20 protein-coding genes, 1 tRNA gene and 1 pseudogene are annotated in these 21,231 nt (G+C 53.7%); 10 read left to right on the top strand and 12 right to left on the bottom strand.

What is annotated here, in order from left to right; genetic code table 11:
• Nucleotides 1-56 precede the first annotated feature (56 nt).
• The 3 genes from ACZ47E_RS12890 to ACZ47E_RS12880 all read right to left on the bottom strand — a co-directional run bounded on the left by ACZ47E_RS12890 (nt 57) and on the right by ACZ47E_RS12880 (nt 2,295).
• Nucleotides 57-1,049, bottom strand: a complete 993-nt coding sequence (locus tag ACZ47E_RS12890) for a BMP family lipoprotein (protein WP_004439166.1) — start codon at nt 1,047-1,049, stop codon at nt 57-59.
• A gap of 214 nt (nt 1,050-1,263) precedes the next feature.
• The gene (msrA, locus tag ACZ47E_RS12885) at nt 1,264-1,914 is read right to left on the bottom strand and encodes a peptide-methionine (S)-S-oxide reductase MsrA (RefSeq protein WP_112766027.1); all 651 of its coding nucleotides are present in this window, start codon (nt 1,912-1,914) and stop codon (nt 1,264-1,266) included.
• Between the two features lie 63 nt (nt 1,915-1,977).
• Entirely contained in the window at nt 1,978-2,295 is a 318-nt protein-coding gene (locus tag ACZ47E_RS12880) for a hypothetical protein (protein WP_006699814.1), read from the bottom strand.
• Nucleotides 2,296-2,515: 220 nt separating this feature from the next.
• Here ACZ47E_RS12880 and ACZ47E_RS12875 point away from each other — a divergent pair.
• The 6 genes from ACZ47E_RS12875 to ACZ47E_RS12850 all read left to right on the top strand — a co-directional run bounded on the left by ACZ47E_RS12875 (nt 2,516) and on the right by ACZ47E_RS12850 (nt 6,474).
• Nucleotides 2,516-2,605 (top strand) — tRNA-Ser (locus ACZ47E_RS12875).
• A gap of 792 nt (nt 2,606-3,397) precedes the next feature.
• Nucleotides 3,398-3,580, top strand: a complete 183-nt coding sequence (locus tag ACZ47E_RS12870; protein ID WP_464016874.1) for a helix-turn-helix transcriptional regulator — start codon at nt 3,398-3,400, stop codon at nt 3,578-3,580.
• Nucleotides 3,581-3,819: 239 nt separating this feature from the next.
• Nucleotides 3,820-4,179, top strand: coding sequence for a hypothetical protein (locus ACZ47E_RS12865; protein WP_464016873.1), 360 nt, complete (start codon nt 3,820-3,822; stop codon nt 4,177-4,179).
• 39 nt (nt 4,180-4,218) lie between these two features.
• Nucleotides 4,219-4,434 (top strand): hypothetical protein, encoded by a 216-nt coding sequence (locus ACZ47E_RS12860; RefSeq protein ID WP_464016872.1) that lies wholly within the window; start codon nt 4,219-4,221, stop codon nt 4,432-4,434.
• Nucleotides 4,427-5,758, top strand: a complete 1,332-nt coding sequence (locus ACZ47E_RS12855; protein ID WP_464016871.1) for a virulence-associated E family protein — start codon at nt 4,427-4,429, stop codon at nt 5,756-5,758. The genes ACZ47E_RS12860 and ACZ47E_RS12855 overlap by 8 nt, the downstream gene beginning before the upstream one ends.
• A gap of 269 nt (nt 5,759-6,027) precedes the next feature.
• Complete coding sequence (locus tag ACZ47E_RS12850; RefSeq protein WP_464016870.1) at nt 6,028-6,474, top strand: hypothetical protein; 447 nt, start codon at nt 6,028-6,030, stop codon at nt 6,472-6,474.
• A 270-nt stretch (nt 6,475-6,744) separates the two neighbouring features.
• On the opposite strand, the gene ACZ47E_RS12845 is transcribed toward ACZ47E_RS12850, so the two are convergent.
• Nucleotides 6,745-7,317 (bottom strand): recombinase family protein, encoded by a 573-nt coding sequence (locus ACZ47E_RS12845; RefSeq protein ID WP_464016869.1) that lies wholly within the window; start codon nt 7,315-7,317, stop codon nt 6,745-6,747.
• A gap of 489 nt (nt 7,318-7,806) precedes the next feature.
• On the bottom strand, nt 7,807-8,010 hold the full coding sequence (locus ACZ47E_RS12840) for a helix-turn-helix domain-containing protein (protein ID WP_464016868.1): 204 nt from the start codon (nt 8,008-8,010) through the stop codon (nt 7,807-7,809).
• A 133-nt stretch (nt 8,011-8,143) separates the two neighbouring features.
• Between ACZ47E_RS12840 and ACZ47E_RS12835 the strand changes: the two genes are divergently transcribed.
• Nucleotides 8,144-9,001 (top strand): hypothetical protein, encoded by an 858-nt coding sequence (locus ACZ47E_RS12835; RefSeq protein ID WP_464016867.1) that lies wholly within the window; start codon nt 8,144-8,146, stop codon nt 8,999-9,001.
• Between the two features lie 44 nt (nt 9,002-9,045).
• Here the strand turns inward: ACZ47E_RS12835 and ACZ47E_RS12830 are convergent, their stop codons facing one another.
• The 3 genes from ACZ47E_RS12830 to ACZ47E_RS12820 form a co-directional block, all read right to left on the bottom strand.
• A complete protein-coding gene (locus tag ACZ47E_RS12830) occupies nt 9,046-10,281 on the bottom strand; it encodes a tyrosine-type recombinase/integrase (RefSeq protein WP_464016866.1) in 1,236 nt (411 codons plus the stop codon).
• Between the two features lie 581 nt (nt 10,282-10,862).
• Nucleotides 10,863-11,918, bottom strand: coding sequence for a DUF262 domain-containing protein (locus tag ACZ47E_RS12825; RefSeq protein ID WP_464016865.1), 1,056 nt, complete (start codon nt 11,916-11,918; stop codon nt 10,863-10,865).
• Entirely contained in the window at nt 11,915-12,715 is an 801-nt protein-coding gene (locus ACZ47E_RS12820; protein WP_464016864.1) for an FRG domain-containing protein, read from the bottom strand. Before ACZ47E_RS12820 ends, ACZ47E_RS12825 begins: the two co-directional genes overlap by 4 nt.
• A 688-nt stretch (nt 12,716-13,403) precedes the next feature.
• Between ACZ47E_RS12820 and ACZ47E_RS12815 the strand changes: the two are divergent.
• Nucleotides 13,404-13,838: pseudogene (locus ACZ47E_RS12815) on the top strand (DDE-type integrase/transposase/recombinase); the annotation flags it as partial.
• 70 nt (nt 13,839-13,908) lie between these two features.
• On the opposite strand, the gene ACZ47E_RS12810 reads toward ACZ47E_RS12815, so the two are convergent.
• The 3 genes from ACZ47E_RS12810 to ACZ47E_RS12800 all read right to left on the bottom strand — a co-directional run bounded on the left by ACZ47E_RS12810 (nt 13,909) and on the right by ACZ47E_RS12800 (nt 16,676).
• Complete coding sequence (locus tag ACZ47E_RS12810) at nt 13,909-14,304, bottom strand: very short patch repair endonuclease (protein ID WP_464016988.1); 396 nt, start codon at nt 14,302-14,304, stop codon at nt 13,909-13,911.
• Nucleotides 14,305-14,341: 37 nt separating this feature from the next.
• Nucleotides 14,342-15,667, bottom strand: a complete 1,326-nt coding sequence (locus ACZ47E_RS12805; RefSeq protein ID WP_464016863.1) for a DNA cytosine methyltransferase — start codon at nt 15,665-15,667, stop codon at nt 14,342-14,344.
• A gap of 124 nt (nt 15,668-15,791) precedes the next feature.
• A complete protein-coding gene (locus tag ACZ47E_RS12800) occupies nt 15,792-16,676 on the bottom strand; it encodes a hypothetical protein (protein ID WP_464016862.1) in 885 nt (294 codons plus the stop codon).
• A gap of 809 nt (nt 16,677-17,485) precedes the next feature.
• Here ACZ47E_RS12800 and dnaK point away from each other — a divergent pair.
• Together dnaK and dnaJ are read left to right on the top strand one after the other, a co-directional pair.
• On the top strand, nt 17,486-19,387 hold the full coding sequence (gene dnaK, locus ACZ47E_RS12795) for a molecular chaperone DnaK (RefSeq protein ID WP_004439158.1): 1,902 nt from the start codon (nt 17,486-17,488) through the stop codon (nt 19,385-19,387).
• Nucleotides 19,388-19,476: 89 nt separating this feature from the next.
• Nucleotides 19,477-20,613 carry a molecular chaperone DnaJ gene (dnaJ, locus tag ACZ47E_RS12790; protein WP_004439156.1) on the top strand — a complete coding sequence of 379 codons (1,137 nt, stop codon included), beginning with the start codon at nt 19,477-19,479 and terminating at the stop codon, nt 20,611-20,613.
• Nucleotides 20,614-20,679: 66 nt separating this feature from the next.
• Here dnaJ and ACZ47E_RS12785 read toward each other — a convergent pair whose 3' ends face one another.
• Nucleotides 20,680-21,231: a DUF924 family protein gene (locus ACZ47E_RS12785; RefSeq protein WP_072493789.1), complete on the bottom strand. Its 552-nt coding sequence runs from the start codon at nt 21,229-21,231 to the stop codon at nt 20,680-20,682.

Genomic DNA, 21,231 nt, shown 5'->3' with positions numbered 1-21,231 from the left:
TGGATATGAAAAGGGCGCAAGATGAAAAACATCACGCGCCCCAGCCACATATCATATCATTTCGGGCAGGAATTGTCCGCCATGTAATCATGGACCTTGACGGCGCCGGAGATGATGTCGGCTTTGGCCTTGTCCACGGCAGCAGTCATTTCAGGCGTGATGAGCGCCTTGTTGTTATCATCGAGCGCGTAGGCAACGCCGTCTTCCTTGACGCCGAGAGCGACGATGCCAGGCGTGAACTTGTCATCCTTGGCGTCCTTATAGGCGTTGTAAACGGCCAGATCGACGCGCTTGACCATCGAGGTCAGAACCGAACCGGGATGCAGGTGGTTCTGGTTGGAATCGACGCCGATCGAGAATTTCTTGTTGTCGGCGGCAGTCTGGAGCACGCCGATACCGGTCGCACCGGCTGCCGCGTAAATCACGTCCGCGCCCTGATCGATCTGGTTTTTGGTAAGCTCGCCGCCGCGCACAGGGTCGTTCCAGGCAGCGCCGGTGGTGCCGGTCATGTTCTGGAAGACTTCGATCTTGTCGTTGGCAGCCTTGGCGCCTTGAGCGTAACCACAGGCGAACTTGCGGATCAGCGGAATGTCCATGCCGCCGATAAACCCGACCTTGCCGGTCTTGGAAGCCATGCCGGCCAGCAGACCGACGAGGTAAGAACCTTCGTGCTCCTTGTAGACGACCGAGCGGACGTTCGGCAGTTCAACGACGGAATCGACGATGACGAACTTGGTGTCGGGGAACTCGGCGGCAACCTTTTCCATGGCCGACGTCCAGGCGAAGGATACGGCGACGACAGGGTTGAAACCCTTGCTGGCGAAGTTGCGGATGGCCTGTTCGCCCTGCGTGTCGCTGGTCGGTTCGAAGTCGCGGAATTCGATGCCCGTTTCCGCCTTGAACTTTTCAGCGCCGGCCGCAGCGGCCTCGTTGAACGACTTGTCGAACTTGCCGCCCGTGCCATAGACCAGCGCAGGCTTGATATCCGCGGCGAGCGCGGAGGCCGACATTGCGGCAAGCGCAAAAAGCGTCAGAAGGGATTTTTTCATTGTGCAGCCCTGTTGTTGCAATTGATATTTTAAGGGTCCTCCCGCAATCCCGTTTCCCGGGAATGTCTGCGGAACCGCCAGCCGTTATACCGGCTGTGCTTGCCTCATATCCTTGCATGGCTCAATGAAAAATTCATCCGGTTTTTTTGACCCGGTGGAAAAACTTTGATCTGGCGATTTTTTAGTCTTTCCACCGGGCAGAACTGCAAAAAAACTAGTCGATATTACAGCTTACGCCGGTTCCCCTGAGGCCGCAGTAGCCACCCGGGTTCTTGGCAAGATATTGCTGGTGATAGTCCTCAGCATAATAAAACGTTTCAAGCGGGCCGATCTCGGTGGTGATGGCGCCGGCATGGCCAGCCTCTTCCAGAGCCTGCTGAAATGCGTCTCGAGCTTTCTGTGCCTGCTGCAGCTGCCCTTCCGTCGTCGCATAAATGGCGGAACGATAGGTCGTGCCGACGTCGTTGCCCTGCCGCATGCCTTGAGTGGGATCGTGCTCCTCGAAAAATATCTTCAAGAGCGCCCCGAGCGAGATCACCGCCGGATCGTAGACAACCTTGACCACCTCGGCATGGCCCGTCTGACCCGTCGTCGTTTCCTGATAGGTCGGATTGCGGGTAAAGCCGCCGGCATAACCGACCGCCGTCACCCAAACGCCGGGCGTCTTCCAGAACAACCGCTCCGCGCCCCAGAAGCAACCCATGCCGAGATAGATGGTCTCGAAGCCATCCGGATAAGGCCCCTTCAGAGGTCTGCCGTTGACGAAGTGAAGTTCCGGCACAACGAGAGCCTCTTCACGGCCAGGCAACGCCGTCTCTTCGGTCGGCATCGTCGTTTTTTTAGAAAGCGTATCGAACAGGAACATTCGGTCCTCCATGCGGCCAGTTCCGCCGCTTCTCACGGTTCACATCCGCGGGCGCCAGCCCCGTCAGACCGCCAAACGTCTCGTCGCCTTGTATTTTCTGTAACCGGCCATCCAGCAGAGGAGGGACAGCGCGAGGAAAAAGGCAAATGCAGGCAGTGCCGACAGGGCATTTTCTATGAAGCGCCACGCTTCAGGGTGAATATAGTGAGCCAGAGACGCTTCCACCATGGTTCGCGAAGCAGGAAGAAGATAGTTCCAGACTGACAATATGCCGGTGATGGTGACTGATGACGTGGAAACAGAGCGGATCGAATCGAGCACACCCAGAAAAATCGCTGCGGCGAGGAAAAGAAAGCTCAAAAACCGCAAAAAAGCTTTCATTGGGATACCTCGCTCACGGTCTGCCGCTTACGGCAGCCACATTTTGAAACATTTCCTGCATGGATAAAGGCCGGAAAACGCGATTGCAATCGCATCGAAAGGCATGAAATTGCCGACAATTCAAAAAACTGTCAGATTCGTGTTGATCCCTGCGAATTCATCGGTATATATCGCGCCGTTCCAGTGATTTGCATTCTTCATGACATGCAGACTTGAAAAAGGACAGGTGGCCGAGTGGTTTAAGGCGCACGCCTGGAACGCGTGTGTGCGTGAAAGCGTACCGTGGGTTCGAATCCCACCCTGTCCGCCATATCTCCATGTAAGTATTTGATAAATGTAGATTTTTATCGATAGCATGTGGTGGACCAACAACTTTACCCACAAAAGCCACACGCTACGTTCTGCCGGGCTTCGGAAACTAAATCCAATTTAGGAGTCTCACCGTTTTGTAAGCCGTGAACCAACATGGCACAATCAGTGAGTTGGCCACTAGCGCTGACTTTCCAAAGACTCGATCTCAAATAAAATTTTTCGACTCCCCTAGCAGCAATTGAGGCGCAGCTTGGTATGGCTCCAGACACTGTGTCCAAGACCATACAGGGCTCCGCGCATTTCCGGTGTGCCAACCCTCCGGCTAAAGTCTCTGCAAAGACACTCGGATACCGAGGCGTAGATGGGTGTGATTGAACGCATCGCCCTAAGCTTGCACAAGCACTTCTAAGGGAAAGCGCGTTTCCCGAGCGCGAGGTATAATTGCAAATATAAACGATGTGCAGATTAAGTTAAAATAGGTGCGTCGTTTGAGTATAAGTATTCCCCGAAAGCTATGTTTTGTTAAGATAAAAATATGTAATAAGAGGATTTTTTTTATCATATTGGGCGTTGAAAAGCTTATGTTGGGTAATGTTCATTTATTTTATTTCGATTTATCTCCGATATACTTAAATGAATCGATTTAATCACGTGATTGTGAATGATTTTTGCTAGGGCCATATCATTGCCTTGCGGGGGAATCCGAGCAAGCATGAAGGGGTGTTGACGTACACTATCGGCTTTCACGGGATGAAATTACGTGAGCCATATCAACCTGATAGGAGAAATCATGAAGACCTTCATCCGCCTGCCAGCAGTTCGTGAGGCCACCGGCCTTTCCACCTCTACCATCTACGAAGGCATCCGGGACGGATGGTTTCCCAAGCCGGTAAAGATGGGGCCGCGCGCCATCGCGTGGGACATTGACGTTATTAGCGCATGGCAAGATGAACGCATCGCGAAGAGCGCCTGATATGGACAACACTCAACTCCGGTTTCATGGCAACCAGCGCCTCTGAGCTTGAGCAGCATCACTTGAATTGAAAATTGTCTATTTCGATGCGTCAACTGAACGGCATCGTGATTGCGGACTCGACTTACACGGGGCTTTGACCACCGGGTACGGCCCCTTCCCATTCAGTTGCTTTGAACTCGTGGCAGCGTCACGAGAGCGACAGGCTAGATCACTTGTCCTAACGTGAGGTTTGAAGAATGAACGCGCAAGAAATCGTCCTAGACTTGCAGTTCAGTCGGTACGGAACGACTAGAGTGGCGGAGCAAGTTCTCCGCCACCTCAACGAAGAAAACCGATACGAAGTCATGCGGGCGCTTGAACTGTTAACGTCCGCAGGTTGGCCCGATACTGAGGCTCCTTTCCGCACTCTAGTTCTGGAAAGGTTCGAAGAATGGCTGGCGCATTGTGAGGCCCTTCCTGTCTTCGACCGGTTTCGCGCCACCATCACGACGCTGCGGGTACTTGGATTACCCCAACCGGATGTTAGCGAATTGGCGAAAAAGGCGGAGAAAGTGCTGCGAAGCATGCGAATCAGAGCCTTGCAGCAGCAAGTCTAGGGCTGATCCAGCCACAGTGATCTAGCGAGGTAAAAGCCTATGGCTGCCGAAATTATTTCATTGGACGTGGAAAGGGCGCGACGTAGCAACGAGCCTCCGGTTGACCCTGCATTCGCGCAGGCGTGGATGCTGATCTTCGAGGCGCTTGAACTGGTCGAGGATATTCCCACGGCGCGGGCGCAGGCCGCGTACGACAAGCTGTATGAGGGATTGCGGATACTGGTGAACCGCGAGAAAGGTGTGCATCGTGGGTGAAGAAGAGAAGAATGAGTCACCTTTGCGGTTGGAAGACCTAGGATTAGGCGAGATACTTCCACCTGCTCCAGCAAAACCGAGGGAAGTTGATGCGTTTGCTTCGCAACTGACTCGGAAGCAGACGCCCGGATCGAAAGTTGGGCCTAACTTCATCCGCCGAGGCAATGCCGAAGATTACGAGCCATCGCTGGCAAACGCAAAAATTGCCGTCAAGTCCTTAGGCGTTCGTCCTAAATACAACGTGTTTCACGATCGGATAGAATTCGAGGGATACAACAAGCCGAGCGGGGAGCCTTTCTCCGACACCACCCTGAAGATGCGAAATGCGGTGGTAGAACGGTTTGGCTTTGATCCCAAGCAAGGTTTCACGGAGGATGCGACGCGGATTTTAGCGCTTGAGAACGCATTCGATCCCGTCCGTGATTATCTCGACGGGTTGAAATGGGATGGCACCCCGAGGCTGAATACTTGGTTGTCGCGATATCTCAGTGCGGTAGACGACGAACTGACACGGGCAATCGGGTGTGCGGTGCTAATTGCCGGGGTGCGGCGCGTTCGCAAGCCGGGTTGCAAGTTTGATGCGATGCTAGTTCTCGAAGGGGATCAGGGACCGGGTAAGTCCACGGCTCTCAAGATTCTGGCCGGAGGCGATGACAATTTCAGTGACGCCCTCGATTTCCGCCAAAGCTATAAAGAACATCTGGAGATGCTCGCAGGGAAGTGGGTCTTGGAAGCGCCGGAACTGAGCGGACTTAGCCAAGCCGCCGTTCAGTCGGCGAAGCAATTTATTTCCAAAACTCATGATCGGGCACGAAAGGCCTACGCCCGCGCTGTTGAGGAAGTGCCGCGCCGCTGTATCCTGATCGGCACGACAAACGACGCAACATATCTGAAAGACCCGACCGGAAACCGGAGGTTCTGGCCTGTGCGGACGGGGAAGATTGATCTCGAGGGCCTTCGGCGGGACCGGGATCAGCTTTGGGCCGAAGCTGCAATGGCAGAGCCCAGCTTTGCTGAGCCTGTTACGATCCCGGAGCACCTGTGGGCTCTTGCGGCGGCGCAACAGGCGGAAAGGGTTGAGGCCGATCCATGGGAGGATACGCTCTCCACGCTTTTGCCGAGGTTTGCGAAGGTTATCGAAGGCAGGCAGCGGATTACAACGAAGGCGATCTTCGAGCAAATCCTCATGCGGGACATGCGGGACGTGGCCATGCGGGAGAACAAGCGTGTGGCCGCGTGTATGCGGCGGTTGGGCTGGGAGGGGCCGAAGCCGCTTTGGATGGGGGATACGGCGCTGAAGGGGTATGAAAAGAAGCTGGAATGAGTTTGGTATGGTCCTAACCGCATAACCGCGCTTTCCGGTTAGAACCGGTAGTTCTATGAACCCATTCCCCAAAAGTAGCGCCAACAGCCAACTATAGTTAGAGGGGTTAGACGGGTTAGGATTGTTCCATTTAATTGAAAAGATTGGGAATTTATCATAACCGCGCCGGGCTTCATAACCGGGTAGTTGCCCAAACCCACCTTTGGTTTCAGTTTGGTACAATCAACAGACACATCCTGTGCAGCGCAGGACAAAGAAGGGCAAAGCCGATGACTGAAAACGAAATCCTGAGCCCCGCGCTCGTCGCGCTATTGCAGATTATGACATCGGCGGACGTTTCTGAGGCCCGGTGCATAGAGGCGGCGAAAGCGATTATTGAGTACGAAGCCCCGCAGGGAGTCTATGACCTGACGCATAGATATTTGCTGGGCGTGGCCGAAGATGAAGCGCAGGATGTTGGGCTGAAGCTGGAAGCGTTAAAACTCATCCGAAAAGTTGAGGCGCGCCGCGTGGTACCGGGGGTGGCAGTTGCTGCGAATGCGATGATAAGTCAGGAGACTGCGAGGCGGCTTGGATCGGCTAAGCGTCGGCTATCCTTGATTGCCGAAGGGAAGTGGCCCCCCGGCGAGGGATGGGAACAAGCGGCGGTGCCGGAGGCTGTGACGCTAGACACAGACGGGCTGGCTGAGCGGCTTAAGGCGGCAAGAGGCGGGTAACTTCCGCGCTGTTGTCAGCCAATTCAAGCTGAATTCGACTTCGGACGACGGAGGCTATACCGCCGCAGCTTTTTATTGTTTTGCTGTTCTGGCCCGTATGTGCGTAATCTCATGCCTTTCACGGACCTCGGAAAGCGCTCGGGAAACGAAAAGTTTAAAACCTTTGCCTTGCACCGCTTGCTGTCGAGTTCTTGACTTTTGCGTTGGTGACTTGCGGGCGTAGCAATACAGCGCATAGCGCTAGCCCCAATGAAGCGTATACTGCCGAGGTTAACTCCCGCTCGCGCCGCGCAGGATGCGAAACACGCTTGCCCGCCCGATCCCGAGTCGCATCGCGATGGCGTCCGCTGTCATCCCTCCGGCCTTGAGCCGTAACACGTCATCCGCCTTGGCTCTGGCCGTCGGTGCGCGTCCCTTATACTTCCCTTCGGCTTTTGCCTTGGCTATGCCCTCGCGTTGGCGTTCCAGCATCAATTCCCGTTCGAATTCGGCAATCGATCCCAACAAATTCAACATGAGCTTGCCCGTGGGCGTCGCCGTGTCGAGGCTGATTGAAAGGATGCGCAGTGCAACTCCCTTGATGCGCAGAGCCTCTGTGATTGCAACGAGGTCCGCGACGGATCGGGCTAAGCGATCCAGTTTGGTGACAATCAGCGTGTCGCCTTCCCGTAAATAATCCAACGCTCGATCCAGTTCGAGCCGCTGGGATGCAACAGAGGAAATCTCCTCCTTGAATATCTTGGCGCATCCGGCGTCGGTCAGGTCGCGGAGTTGCGCAGCAAGCCCAGCTTTCTGGTCTGACGTGGACGTGCGGGCATAGCCAATTAAAGCGGAAGTGGACATAGGGGGGCTCCATCAGTCTCACAAGCATCAAAGAAATTGTGATACTCACGTATCAAAATGTCAACTCGAACCTGTGTGATACGAAAAACAGTCGCGCCGACGAGTATCATTAGAGCTTGCCCTAATGATACTGCAGGCAAGAGTGTGAGCCATATCCTATGGGGCCGGGCAACGTCACGGGTGACACGGGATGCCGCCGCGTTGCCGGATGCCGGGACGACAATGCGCCGCCCGTGCGCTTGGCGGGACATCCGGCATGAATACCTATGAAATTAAAGGTCGTGCCGTGGGCTAAATGCGGGGCAATAAATAGGTATGGTCGAGCGTGGCGTTGACTTCATGTGGCCGCAGCAACATAAGTCCCCTACCTCCCTCAATCGCAGCCGTAGGCGGGGGTGGGTTCGCCGATGGCCCCCGGCCTTGCCTATCGCCACGTCCCTCGCAAATTTTGTGCGGAATTTTTCGAGATATGGCTCACGCTGCGCCGGACTAGCTTTTTCGCCTACCTGCATTCAAAGGAGCAATTGGCTCCGCGTCGCTTGGAGGGACGGCAAACAACTCGGAAATATCATGCTCCAATATCGTCGCCAGCTTTTGGAGCGTGTTGATGGTCGCGTTCCGCTTACCGCGTTCCAGATATCCGACATAAGCGCGCTCGACCTCAGCAGCATACGCAAGGTGGTCTTGCGACATACCCTTTCCGACGCGTAAACGCCTGAGATTCCAACCAACGCGCTCTTTGACATCCATTCTCCCAAAGCAACATCTGGAACTCTACGAAACCACGTCATATAATACGAGGAATTTCGGTTTGTAGGGGGAGACTATGTGGCCGCGAGCGAATTGGTCAAAGGTTATTGCAATTCTAATCGCCGGTACCGTATCGGCGGGCGGAACTGCCTTTGCAGAAAGTTTTGACGATCAACTGAAAGCGTCCGTGAACCTAAAAAAAGCACACGTCCTACGGTACTATGAACGCTGCATATCTGAAGGTTGGCGAGATATGGAGTGTCGCTCCGAACTTGAGGCGTTACACCCCCGCGAATTGGCTGCGCTACAAAAGATGTCGCGAAATGCAAATAGATACGACCAGTTGGAAGCAGGTAATGCTCTTGCGGCCTGCTACGACGTAACTAATGAGTACAGAGAGTTGATCGAATGCTGGGAACGGCTTTCGGTTCAAATGGAGGCCGGAGAGACTATACAAGGCACAACAGAAAAACGGCCACCCCCTTCGGACGATATAATCTCTAAGCTGTCCGGACTAAGTCAAACCGAAAAGATTTCCCTTGTTCTTTGCGTCCGGGGGGGCATCAGTAATAACTACCGCAATACCGTCGCTCATGATCTGAGAGTGGGCGGAGGTGATACTAATTGGGCGATGAAAGTTAATGCAGCTGAGAATGTCCAAATGTCAGAGCTGGCCAAAGCGGCCAATTGGGCAGATATGGATACGTACTATAGGGCAGAGGCGAATGCGATTGAGAAGCTGATCCAAGGAAAAATAAGCTTTGATGAATACAAATCGCTGTCGAAGAAAAATTCTCTAAACTTGAAAAAAATACTCGATTTCGAGTTAATGAGGCAGGAAGCTCACAAAAAGAATTTCCAAGAACTCGATTCAGTCTGCAAGGGACTTTCTGCTGCGATAATAGCCAAAGCAAAGGTAGTGTCGTCAAAATAGTCAACAGGTGCGTAGACAACCTCGTATCTACAAAGCGCATTTTACTACGCCTTCTTCATAGCAACCACATTTTCGCGTCTCGCCTTAGTTGTAGTGGCGAAGCCCGCCCAAGCTGCCATAAGTTTGCGGCGCTTCTCCAACAGATCGCCGCGTTGATACGCCGCCTCAGTCTTGTCTTTTACAACGTGGGCCAGCGCTGCTTCCGCAATTTCCCGGGGAAACCTCGACTGCTCCGCCGCCCAATCTCTAAACGTAGAACGGAAGCCATGGACGGTTAATCCCTCAGCACCTTCCAATCCTTGGAGTAACTCGAGCATGGCCATGTTGCTCAAGGGCTTTCCACGTTTTGCACCGGGGAACACATACAGGCTGTTGGCCTCGCGTGGGGTCGTTTTCAGGATTTCGAGTGCACGATCCGAAAGCGGGACTCGATGGGGGCGATTTGCCTTCATTCGCTCGGCTGGAATCGTCCAGACCTTGGCTTCTAGATCGAACTCCGACTCAGTCGCACCGATCGCTTCCGACGTACGCACAGCGGTCAGGATTGTAAACTCAAGCGCATTGGCCGAGATGCTATTCAGTGCCCGAAGCCGCTGCATGAATGCCGGAAGGTCTGTGTATGGCATTGCGGGATGGTGGCGTATTTTTGCCACTCTCGATGGGGCGGGGAGAAGTTTATCGAGGTGGCCTCGCCAACGAGCGGGGTTGTCACCCGAGCGATAACGCCGTGCTGTAGCCCAATTTAGCACGGCCTCTATACGCCCCCTAACGCGAGATGCGGTTTCGGTTTTCCCTGTCCAGATGGGTTCAATAATTTGCATTATGTGCCCGGTGTCAATCTTCGCGACTGAGAGGGGACCGATGACCGGATCAGCGTAAGTGGCGAGAGTGTTACGCCATTGGTCCGCATGCTTCGCATTTTTCCAGCCCGCTTCATGGGCCTTAATGTACCGCTTGGCCGCTTCCGAGAAGCTGACAAGCTTTGCATCATCTGCGCGGGCTGCGGCTATCATCTCGCGCCGAGTGTCAATAGGATCAATGCCGTCCGCCACGAGTTTCCGAGCCTCCTTCGCTCGTTCCCGCGCTTCGCGGAGAGAAAAGGTGTCGATAGAGCCGAGCCCCATGTAACGAGCCTTGCCAGCAATCATGAACCGGAAAATCCACGACTTCGACCCGCCCTTGGCGACCTGCAGATAAAGCCCCCCGCCGTCGCCATACAAGCCCGGCGCACGTTCCTTTGCGACCCCTGCTGCGCTAAGTTTATTTACAACACTGGCCATTGGAGTTTACCCACAAGGGATTTAACTAATTCAATGTAACTTATTGAATTGACGAAGTCTACGCGAGTAATTTTAGCGGACGCGGAAGAAGTCACACAGTTGGGAATGTGATATACATCGCTGGTTGTTCCAGTCACTATGGAACCGAGAACCGAAGATCACGTCGCCGCCGGAACGATGTCTATGCCCAAATCGGTATCGCTTACGTCGGGCACTTCCTGAAAATTAAAGCCCTGAAAAACAAAGGTTTTTACAGGTCGTCATTGAGGCACGATGCCTCACTTTCTATGTACCAGTTTTCTACAGCAGCGTGAGTGAATGGTAACATGACAGAGCCCTTAGCTGCTGCGAAGCGTCAATCGCTGAATGTGCGGGAGGGAAAAAGCAAGAGGAGAAGTCGACCATCGCTCAGAACACCTAGAAATTGGGCTTTTAGATACGGCTAGGGGGACATAACTCCCCCTTTATGTTGCGTGTCTGACATGAGCATGGCGCCATGGCAATTGGTCGTTCAGAGGAACTAGGAACAGTTTGTGTTGTGCCCCTATACCTCACCGCCGTCAAAAGATCTGATAATCAAGCTATAGCAGCGCCCACCGTTCAAAGAATTCTTGCAGTATATAAACTCGCCCCAAATGGCTTTGCTGATCATTTGTGCTTCTGTTCAGTGTGTCAAATCTAGCTAGCGCCGGATTAAGAGTGTCATCTCCCACATCCTTTTGCATTTCTCTGTTTTCTTTTCGTTGGAGTTCGAATTCATTCAAAAACTGCCGTACTCGAAATCTTTGCTCTTCCGGGATGCCGCGAATGAACCAATAGTACACCGGGATTATGCCAGCGGAAGAAAGCAGCGGATCTCGTGGTATAAATATCTCTGACATTGCCGTCAGTGTGTCCAATGCGCGCCGTGCCGCAAGTTCGAGCTTTTCCTTATCTACGACTTGTAGCGCAAACTCGTCCAAGTTCGTCTTCTTGGTGGCTGCAGGTTTACCAGTATATTCGAAAAGCAAAAGTTTGGCCGCAGCGTTGAGGTCTGCGGCGCGCGAGACCCCAAAACGGATATTCTCGATGAAAAAGTCATGAGAGCCTAGTACGCGAATAAGTTCTGAAACCGGCCCCACTACCGCATTCCGGACCTCCGCACCTGTGAGCGGCTTGGATTTGTTTAGGCGAACGAAAATCTCGTTGATATCAGCTTCGTCCTCTGCAAATACACTCATGATATCCAGAGATGCATTCTCAAATTCTTCCGCAACTTTTGGAAAAGAACGCCGCAAATCTCGTAGGCTTAAACCGGCAATTTTGAGCGATGGATCCTTTTTGAAAGAAAAGCTCGGCCCAAGCACAAGTTTATTCTCAAAAAAATCGAAAATCGCTTCCAAGCGTTGTTTTCCATCGATGATGGCATAGGGCAGCTTTGAATTGTTAAGTGCCGATTGACCAATTTGGAAGTCAGCCAAATACAGCTTGGGAACGTCAAAGCCGTTGATGATAGAGTCGACTAAGTAAGCCTTGTCCTCAGTGGACCAAAGCCTGCCGCGGCGCTGATATGGTGGATCAAAATCGATCTCCTCCCGGTGATTGTACCACCAGACGAGAGTTTTAGGATTGTGAGGAGTTATCCGGAGTATACTCATTGCGAAAACCCAAATGATCGTCTCAGTTCGAGCGATAAGCCGTGAAGATCGGGGTAGATTGTGGAATCAGAGATCCCCTTGCGAAACAAGGAATGTGCAACAGCATCCCGTATGTCTTTACCAATGACGACTTTATGTAAAGTTCCAGCCGCGAACGCATTGTTTTTAAAGCTTTTATCCATTGCATCGACGCTTTTGCCGAATAGTGCAAACATCCCCCGCTGCGCCACGATCCTCGGACTATTGTGGGTGCCGTATATCATTATTGGAAGATTTTTACGCTCCTCAAGGTCGGCTTCGGGACTGTAACTTTTAACCTGCTCGCGGTTTGGGTCGAGGATCCCTCCATTGAACGAGATGTCACTGAGTGCTCCACGATTCCACTGGACTGGATCAAGCATCCAAACGGCGGCATCATTCTTGGGCTTGCCTGCTCTCGTTCTTTCGGACGAGGTCAAGGCGAAGTAAAGAGCGATAAACGGGCTTTCCGTCCAGTCTAAAAGGCGTGTTGGTATACCGTAATGCTGCATGTAGAACATGCGCTCCCAGACATTCTTGAATGCTTGGCTTACGAACGGGGGAGAGCGTTGCTCGAATACGGACGCAAGCGCCGACTCTATCTCATGGATTTTTTCGATAGTTCTATGTTTTTGATGCCTAAAAATGGAGGGACTTAGGGAGTGCTCGGCATTGCCAACTCCGCGGTACCAAGAAGTTTCGTGTTCGTTCTGAAACGTTTCAACGAGTTGCATTACTTCCGAAAAGCTACCCGGCTTATGAGTAACGATGTCTGGCATATCTTCCCCACGAACGACAAACTGTCCCCAGTTACCACAACTTTAGGACTAAGCGGAAGTAGGGCGGAGACCTATGCATGCGGCATTTTCAATTATCTCACCTGCAGCGGGTAAGTGGAACTCCTGCCTGACTTTGGCTTACATGTTAGGAACAGGAGATGCCGGGACGAGACGATCGCGCCGGAACCATAGCCCATCCTTCAAGGTAAAGGTGGGCGCTCGCTGCGATCAGCGGAGAGCAGGCACTGGTGGAATTATCGCAGCAGTTTGATATGCACGCCAATCAGGTCAAGCAGTCGACAGGCCAGCTTCTTGACGGGGCGACAGGCGTGTTCGGCGATGAAGCGAGGGCGGAACCGGCTGGTGGAGCTAACGCTGAAAACGATTTTTTTGCCGGAGCGCTCGGCAAGGCGGGATTGCTGCGTGGCTTCATGTCGCCGCGCTGCTTAAGAGCGAGCGCAACGAACACCCCACATTTTCTTTTGAGATTGAGGTCGCGAGATAAGCTCCTTCATCGATAGGAGCGGAATGCAATGGTTGGAGACCGCGCTGATGCCACGCTTGAAGTCATGAATGAAGGCGTGCGCGAAGTCAGGCGGGAGAGTATCTTCGGATAGAGGTGATCACCGGCCGGCGGCAGCGGCGGAACTAGACTGCCGGGGAGAAGGCACGGATCCTTGCGGAACTCGTCTATCTCTGCGCCGTCGTAGATCGGTTCAGTCGCCGCGTGCTCTTATCGCGGCTGTCGATCGCGATGGAAGCGGCTCTTTGCATCGAAGCAGTTGCGCAAGCTCTGGCCCGTTATGGCATATCCCACTTCGTCAACACGGGTCAGGCTCGCAGTTTACCTCTGTCGACGTCACGGCGGTACTAAAGAAGGCCGTAATCGCCATTTTACTGGATGGTAACGTCGAGTAGCCGGGCAACGTCTTCGTCGAGTGGATCTGGCGGTCTATCAAATACGAAGAACTTCCACGCCTACAAAAGAGTCTCCGAGGGCGGGGATGGCATCAGTCGCTATCTGGTCATTTATAACAGCCGACGCCAAGATTTATCCCTTAACCGGCAGACGCCGGATCAGGCCTACTTTAATGCGCTGGCACCAATCATGGTGGCGGCATAATCGAGGCTGAGACCCAATTAGCAAAACACCCGAAAATATCTAAACAAACCAAGCCACCTCTATGAGTCGTTTATTTCGCCAAAAAGCGTGTTGGGCCCAAAAAATCCGTTAGCGCCAGTTCCAGCTGATTGGCGTCGTTAAGTTCGCACTCCCATAGTGTTAAGATCGTCCAGCCTAGCCTTTGCAGGCCTTGCAGAGACGCCCTATCTCGCTCAATATTTCGATCAAGTTTGGCGTTCCAGAACTCCGTGTTAGAGGTTGGGCGCCTCGAAATCCTACAGTCGGTTGCCGGATGTTGGTGCCAAAAACACCCATGGATAAAAATCGCCTTTCGTCGCCGCGAAAAAACAATATCTGGCTTTCCCGGGAGACCTCGAGCATGCAGTGTATACCGATATCCAAGCCGATGGAGTAAGTGCCTGACCAGCATTTCAGGTTTCGTATTCTTTGAGACTACGCCTCGCATGATATTGGAGCGTTTTTCTGGGGAGATCTTGCCCATACTACTCGTCGCCCGGATAACCGGCAGCCTTCAAAATCATGTCGAAATGCAGGGCGACAGCTTCGGCCAGCCTAACAGGGACTGCATTTCCAATCTGTGTGTACTTTGGCACTTCGCGATCGTGAATTCCTTCACGCGGATTTCCTGCCCGACGAAGGCCGCCAGTAGTGCGCTTCCCCGCAAATTGATACCAGTCAGGGAAAGTCTGTAGCCGCGCCCATTCCCGAACCGTCAGCGTTCGAGGCTGTCTATAGTGGACATAGTCATCCGGCATAGATGTCGCAGTAATCGAGGGAGCTTTATTGCCCCATCTTGCGGGTAGAACTTTTTGAGAGAATTTCTTAGTTCGATGCTCTTCCGGAATCTCGCCGCCGTTCTCTATCATTGCTTTGAACTTTTCCACGATCCTAGCAGAGTGACGGCTGTACTCCTGCTCCGTTATTCTGGAGACGTTTGTACCTCCTTGATTGGCGCGAAGCTGCTCCTGAACCGCTGTAGTTGCTTTTCGCGGGTACTTCCTTGTGGCGAAATCCTCAGGGAAGTCTTGTGTAAGTAGGGCATCAGTAGTCGTTCGATCTTCGAGGTCGCCTAGTAAGTCGATCAAATCTGGAACGGGGTGGATGCCATATCGAGGCAGAAAGTTGCATAAGTAGGCGCTATGTTCATCAGCTTCCGGCTTAAGAACTGCTCTTGCTGCATCCTTCACGTCATTCCGGATGCCGACCATTAGGACACGGGGCCGATTTTGAGGTACACCATAGTCGCTCGCAAGCACCAACTGCCAGCGGACTGTATAGCCAAATTCCACGCCTAACCGGCGAAAGCGGCCGTAGACATCTTTCCAAATGTCGCCTTTCTGACCTTCGTTAGTCCACCGTGAGAATAGCAAGCCACGCACGTTCTCAAATAAAAATATACGCGGCTGAACCGTCTCGATAACGGAAGCCATTCTTTCATAAAGCTGATTTGATGGTATGTCCTGTTTATCGACGGAGTATGAGCGTCGATGCCCTATACCGGAGAAGCCCTGACAGGGTGGTCCGCCCGCGAGTACATCAATCGTGCTCGCGGGACCAAAGACTAAGTCGCTGTCGAGCTGCCGGAGGTCAGCCTGTAGCTTTTCTAGACGCAATTTATCCAGAGTGTTGACGTCTGACGATGCCAAATCCGGCATTGTATTGAATGGTGATCCACCAATGAGGTGGCTTCGATTTAGAAGATAGGTCGCGCGTGCATCGTCATTTAACTCGTTTACGAAAATCGGCGTAAAGCCCGCCTGTTCGAACCCAAGAGAAAGACCTCCACATCCTGCAAAGAGGTCGATCATAGGGCGGACCACAGCTTTGTTTTTGCCTGTGTGAACTGGAACTAGGTCGTTTTGAAAACTATGTCGCAGCATGCATGCACCCTATCTAGGTGTTTGTTCGAAGCTCTCTACATGCCAGAAAAGCTTAGGCTTTGTCCAGGGCTAGGTCCGAGGAAAATGCGCCAGCCTTCGCAAATATTGCGTCTGACAGGCTATTACGTATCGATTTTCCCGCGAATGCCGACCTGAAGTTTGCAGAGAAAATTTGCTTGACGCCGAATGCAATGCCCTTTTCCGTCTCCCTTCCCCAATAATTCCCGCCGCTCAGATTCCTAACTCGTTTGACAGCCATGTCCGTTGGCTTGAACGGAGCTTTTTGGGTCGGTACAGTTACAAAGGCGTAGGTAAACTTCTTCAAGTCTGCAAAATAGTGACCATTTTGACCGACGCTGATGTGGTTACCTTCAAACCCCTTCGAACGATACACCAAATCCCAAAGCATAGGGATTTGTGAGTTGTCGTTCCAATTTGTTTTGCATTGAACTACCCCAAGCTCAAACCGGTTGAGTATTGGAGAGATTGCGGCAGACATGGTTTGTATCGTGTACCCACCCTCGGGAAATTGGAATCCATCTGGAAAAATCACTACAACAACATCCGATTCGGTGTTTGTCGGGTCACTGTGATAGTTGATACTTGTTGAGTCGAGAATGCATTGGGGAACCAAGCTTTTCTTCTGCTTCATGGCAACGCCGTTTGTCCCTGACAAAACCATGTTTAGATATAGGGTTACCAAGCCTTCCCATGCGTGACCCGCTGCGGAGAGCACGTCTTGACCCCGCCCCTCCGTGGATGTCGATAAGAAAATCTTTGATAGGTGGTCCCCGAGATCAAATACCTTATCCGTGTTGGTTAAGCTTTCAGTAAGCGAATTCACTGTCGGCGCCCAAAGTGCCCAAGCTGTGCTCATGGTCTTGGTTTTCATCAGATCTTTTAGGATTTTGATCCGATACTCTTCAATCGATTCCAATGTCGCATCTCCGGTGTTTTTTCGACTCCTCTCACGCGCTGAAGTGTGACGCAAGATGCGATCATCAGGGGATAAAGCTGATCGATGAATGGCTATCTAATGCATTGAAAAAATGATAACTTTATCAAGTTGCGATATGGGCGAGATTTAAGCGCTCTAACCGTCGTCGGTGGACGTGGGCAGGCTTGATTGGCGAATCAAGCAAAATTTCAATAATCGACTCGAAATGCCGCCCCAAAAAACTGATGTTTTTGTTGGAAATTCCTGTAGTGATCGCTGCGATATTTGACCGAAGCGGACCAAGAAAAAGTCCTAGATAGTGATAACGAGTTGGCGCTGAAAGTTCCCTACCCACAAAATTAACCACAAACACTCGTCGGAACTTACCGGCACTTGGCGGAGTAACTCAAGCAAAAAAAGGGCTCAACGCGTTGTTTTTAAATTAATATCGTAATTGCTCAAGGCTTTTCGATGTTTGGGCGGAAAGACACCCTGTCCGCCATTTCGCCCACTTCAAACCATTATAATGGCATCCCGGAAGTCCTTGTGCCTGCGGCGCCGGACGACAGCGCAGCATAGCGTCAAAGTCGCGTTTTTCGGCTTACGCAAGCCTTGATGGCTATGCATCTGCAAAGAAAGAGTTTCCGGCGCTTTTTTGCTGCCTTTCCCCTGCTCTTGCGCCTTGCAGCCGCAAAAATCGCTCCTTATATACGCCGCATAACAGCAGCGAAGGCTGCAAATCCAAGTCAAGGTGCTGTCAAAGGAATGCCTCACGGGGTTCAGACAGCGCGCTTCAAGGAGAGAAGAGCATGGCAAAAGTAATCGGTATCGACCTTGGCACAACCAACTCCTGCGTCGCAGTGATGGATGGCAAGGACACGAAAGTTATTGAAAACGCGGAAGGCGCACGTACCACGCCGTCCATGGTGGCATTTTCCGATGATGGCGAACGCCTTGTCGGCCAGCCGGCCAAGCGCCAGGCGGTCACCAATCCGACTAACACCCTGTTTGCGGTAAAGCGCCTGATCGGCCGCCGTTATGAAGACCCGACCGTCGAGAAGGACAAGGCTCTTGTTCCCTTCGAGATCGTCAAGGGCGACAATGGCGACGCCTGGGTGAAGGCGCAGGACAAGAATTATTCCCCTTCGCAGATTTCCGCGATGATACTGCAGAAGATGAAGGAAACCGCTGAAGCCTATCTCGGTGAAAAGGTCGAGAAGGCCGTCATCACCGTTCCCGCCTACTTCAACGACGCGCAGCGCCAGGCAACCAAGGATGCCGGCCGCATCGCCGGTCTTGATGTTCTGCGCATCATCAACGAGCCGACCGCGGCAGCACTCGCTTACGGCCTCGACAAGAAGGACGGCAAGACGATCGCCGTTTATGACCTTGGCGGCGGCACCTTCGATATTTCCGTTCTGGAAATCGGCGACGGCGTCTTCGAAGTGAAGTCCACCAATGGCGATACCTTCCTTGGCGGTGAAGACTTCGACATGCGTCTGGTCGAGTATCTGGCCGGCGAGTTCAAGAAGGATCAGGGCATCGATCTGAAGAACGACAAGCTCGCTCTGCAGCGTCTCAAGGAAGCTGCTGAAAAGGCGAAGATCGAACTGTCGTCCTCGCAGCAGACCGAAATCAACCTGCCGTTCATCACGGCTGACGCTTCCGGTCCGAAGCACCTGACGCTGAAGCTGACCCGTGCGAAGTTCGAAAGCCTGGTCGACGACCTCGTGCAGCGCACCGTTGCACCTTGCAAGGCAGCGCTCAAGGACGCCGGCGTCTCCGCTTCCGAGATCGACGAAGTCGTTCTCGTCGGTGGCATGAGCCGCATGCCGAAGGTGCAGGAAGTGGTCAAGCAGCTGTTCGGCAAGGAGCCGCATAAGGGCGTGAACCCTGATGAAGTTGTTGCCATGGGCGCGGCCATTCAGGCCGGCGTTCTGCAGGGCGACGTCAAGGACGTTCTGCTGCTCGACGTGACCCCGCTGTCGCTCGGCATCGAAACGCTGGGTGGCGTCTTCACGCGTCTGATCGATCGCAACACGACGATCCCGACGAAGAAGAGCCAGACCTTCTCGACCGCCGAAGACAACCAGTCGGCCGTGACCATCCGCGTCTCGCAGGGTGAGCGCGAAATGGCGCAGGACAACAAGCTGCTTGGTCAGTTCGACCTCGTTGGCCTGCCGCCGGCACCGCGTGGTGTTCCGCAGATCGAAGTTACCTTCGATATCGACGCCAACGGTATCGTGCAGGTTTCGGCCAAGGACAAGGGCACCGGCAAGGAACAGCAGATCCGCATCCAGGCCTCCGGTGGCCTTTCTGACGCCGACATCGAAAAGATGGTCAAGGACGCCGAAGCCAATGCTGAGGCCGACAAGAAGCGTCGTGCGGGCGTGGAAGCCAAGAACCAGGCTGAAAGCCTCATCCATTCTACCGAGAAGTCGGTGAAGGAATATGGCGACAAGGTTTCCGAAACCGACCGCAAGGCGATCGAAGACGCCATTGCCACCCTGAAGACCGCGGTTGAGGCTTCCGAGCCTGACGCCGACGACATCCAGGCGAAGACCCAGACCCTCATGGAAGTCTCCATGAAGCTCGGTCAGGCCATCTATGAAGCGCAGCAGGCCGAGGCTGGCGATGCTTCCGAAGGCGGCAAGGATGACGTCGTCGACGCTGACTACGAAGAAATCAAGGACGACAAGAAGTCCGCATAATCGCGCGACTTTCCGTCTCCTGACAATTTATGCAAGACATCCGGCTGCCGCGTGCAGCCGGAAATCCATTTGCGGGGCTTGTTAACTGAATGGCGAAAGCAGACTTTTACGAAACACTCGGCGTCAGCAAGACTGCGGACGAAAAAGAGCTGAAAAGCGCCTTCCGCAAACTCGCGATGAAGTACCATCCGGACAAAAACCCTGATGATGCCGATTCCGAACGGAAATTCAAAGAAATCAACGAAGCATATGAAACGTTGAAGGATCCGCAGAAGCGCGCGGCCTACGATCGTTTCGGCCATGCGGCCTTTGAAAATGGCGGCATGGGCGGCGGTGGCGGCTTTGGCGGCGGCGGTTTCGCCAATGGCGGCTTCTCGGATATTTTCGAAGACATCTTCGGCGAGATGATGGGCGGCGGTCGCGCGCGCCGATCTTCCGGCGGTCGCGAACGCGGTGCCGATCTTCGCTACAACATGGAAATCACCCTGGAAGAAGCCTTCACCGGCAAGACGGCGCAGATCAGGGTTCCGACCTCGATCACCTGCGACGTCTGTTCCGGCTCGGGCGCCAAGCCCGGCACGCAGCCGAAGACCTGCGCCACCTGCCAGGGTTCAGGCCGCGTGCGCGCCGCGCAGGGCTTCTTCTCGGTGGAGCGCACCTGCCCCACGTGCCATGGCCGCGGACAGACGATCTCCGACCCCTGCGGCAAGTGCCATGGTCAGGGCCGTGTAACGGAAGAGCGTTCGCTCTCGGTCAACATTCCCTCGGGCATCGAGGATGGCACACGCATTCGCCTGCAGGGCGAAGGCGAAGCCGGCATGCGTGGCGGTCCGGCGGGCGATCTCTATATCTTCCTGTCCGTGCGTCCGCATGAGTTCTTCCAGCGCGACGGTGCCGATCTCTATTGCACCGTGCCGATCTCGATGACGACGGCAGCGCTCGGCGGCACCTTCGATGTCACGACGCTCGATGGCACGAAGTCGCGCGTCACGGTTCCGGAAGGCACCCAACCGGGCAAGCAGTTCCGTCTGAAGGGCAAGGGCATGCCGGTGCTGCGTTCGGCGCAGACGGGCGATCTCTATATCCAGATTCAGATCGAGACGCCGCAGAAACTCAGCAAGCGACAGCGCGAGCTGCTGCAGGAGTTCGAGCAGCTGTCTTCCAAGGAGAATAATCCGGAATCGACGGGCTTCTTCGCCCGGATGAAGGAATTCTTCGACGGCTGAGTGCCGCCGTTCTTCACCATCAGAAACGCCGCCATCCCTTGGACTGGCGGCGTTTTCTTTTTGGGGTCAGCCTGAAAAGCCGCCCTCTTCCAGATATCGCCGCTCCTCCGGTGTCGTTTCCCGCAACAATATCTTGTTACGATGCGGAAAGCGGCCGAAACGTTCGATGATCTCGCGATGTTCTTCGGCGTGATGCAGATAAAGCCCGCCGAGCGGCCGATTGAGACGGCACGCCCGGTGCTGCGCCTCCAGATCTTCTGCGTGAGAAAACGGTAGATAGAAGAAGACCCGCAGATCCTCACTCACTGCCTGATCATGTCCGCGCCGGATGGCTTCATCGGCCAAAAGCCGCGCCAGAGGATCGGTCGCATACATGTGGGCCGTGTCGCGAAAGCAGTTGCGCGGAAACTGATCCAGCAGCAGCATCAAGGCGAGGCTGCTTTCTGCACCCTCCAGCCAGCCATCCAGTTCTCGCCTCGCTGCAGCGAAATGAGCGTCACGGAACCGGTCGTGAAAGTGACTGTCGAAGGCGGCGTCCTTGTCGAACCATTTTTCCGGGCCAGCCTTCTTCCAGAAATCGACGATTTCTTCAGCGAGCTTGGCTGTGTCGTTTTTCAT

The organism is Agrobacterium sp. 5Ca39, assembly GCF_055382365.1.
The sequence above is the reverse complement of the archived record's forward strand: the minus strand, read 5'-3'. Positions and strand labels throughout refer to the sequence as shown.

Excerpts from the sequence above, each read along its gene's own strand:
- ACZ47E_RS12810 (WP_464016988.1), bottom strand. The coding sequence starts at position 14,304 with ATGCGAGGCGTAGTCTCAAAGAATACGAAACCTGAAATGCTGGTCAGG.
- dnaK (WP_004439158.1), top strand. The coding sequence starts at position 17,486 with ATGGCAAAAGTAATCGGTATCGACCTTGGCACAACCAACTCCTGCGTC.
- ACZ47E_RS12835 (WP_464016867.1), top strand. The coding sequence starts at position 8,144 with ATGTGGCCGCGAGCGAATTGGTCAAAGGTTATTGCAATTCTAATCGCC.
- ACZ47E_RS12805 (WP_464016863.1), bottom strand. The coding sequence starts at position 15,667 with ATGATCGACCTCTTTGCAGGATGTGGAGGTCTTTCTCTTGGGTTCGAA.
- ACZ47E_RS12850 (WP_464016870.1), top strand. The coding sequence starts at position 6,028 with ATGACTGAAAACGAAATCCTGAGCCCCGCGCTCGTCGCGCTATTGCAG.
- ACZ47E_RS12830 (WP_464016866.1), bottom strand. The coding sequence starts at position 10,281 with ATGGCCAGTGTTGTAAATAAACTTAGCGCAGCAGGGGTCGCAAAGGAA.
- ACZ47E_RS12865 (WP_464016873.1), top strand. The coding sequence starts at position 3,820 with ATGAACGCGCAAGAAATCGTCCTAGACTTGCAGTTCAGTCGGTACGGA.
- ACZ47E_RS12890 (WP_004439166.1), bottom strand. The coding sequence starts at position 1,049 with ATGAAAAAATCCCTTCTGACGCTTTTTGCGCTTGCCGCAATGTCGGCC.
- ACZ47E_RS12820 (WP_464016864.1), bottom strand. The coding sequence starts at position 12,715 with ATGCCAGACATCGTTACTCATAAGCCGGGTAGCTTTTCGGAAGTAATG.
- ACZ47E_RS12860 (WP_464016872.1), top strand. The coding sequence starts at position 4,219 with ATGGCTGCCGAAATTATTTCATTGGACGTGGAAAGGGCGCGACGTAGC.
- dnaJ (WP_004439156.1), top strand. The coding sequence starts at position 19,477 with ATGGCGAAAGCAGACTTTTACGAAACACTCGGCGTCAGCAAGACTGCG.
- ACZ47E_RS12845 (WP_464016869.1), bottom strand. The coding sequence starts at position 7,317 with ATGTCCACTTCCGCTTTAATTGGCTATGCCCGCACGTCCACGTCAGAC.
- msrA (WP_112766027.1), bottom strand. The coding sequence starts at position 1,914 with ATGTTCCTGTTCGATACGCTTTCTAAAAAAACGACGATGCCGACCGAA.
- ACZ47E_RS12870 (WP_464016874.1), top strand. The coding sequence starts at position 3,398 with ATGAAGACCTTCATCCGCCTGCCAGCAGTTCGTGAGGCCACCGGCCTT.
- ACZ47E_RS12825 (WP_464016865.1), bottom strand. The coding sequence starts at position 11,918 with ATGAGTATACTCCGGATAACTCCTCACAATCCTAAAACTCTCGTCTGG.
- ACZ47E_RS12880 (WP_006699814.1), bottom strand. The coding sequence starts at position 2,295 with ATGAAAGCTTTTTTGCGGTTTTTGAGCTTTCTTTTCCTCGCCGCAGCG.
- ACZ47E_RS12785 (WP_072493789.1), bottom strand. The coding sequence starts at position 21,231 with ATGAAAAACGACACAGCCAAGCTCGCTGAAGAAATCGTCGATTTCTGG.
- ACZ47E_RS12840 (WP_464016868.1), bottom strand. The coding sequence starts at position 8,010 with ATGTCGCAAGACCACCTTGCGTATGCTGCTGAGGTCGAGCGCGCTTAT.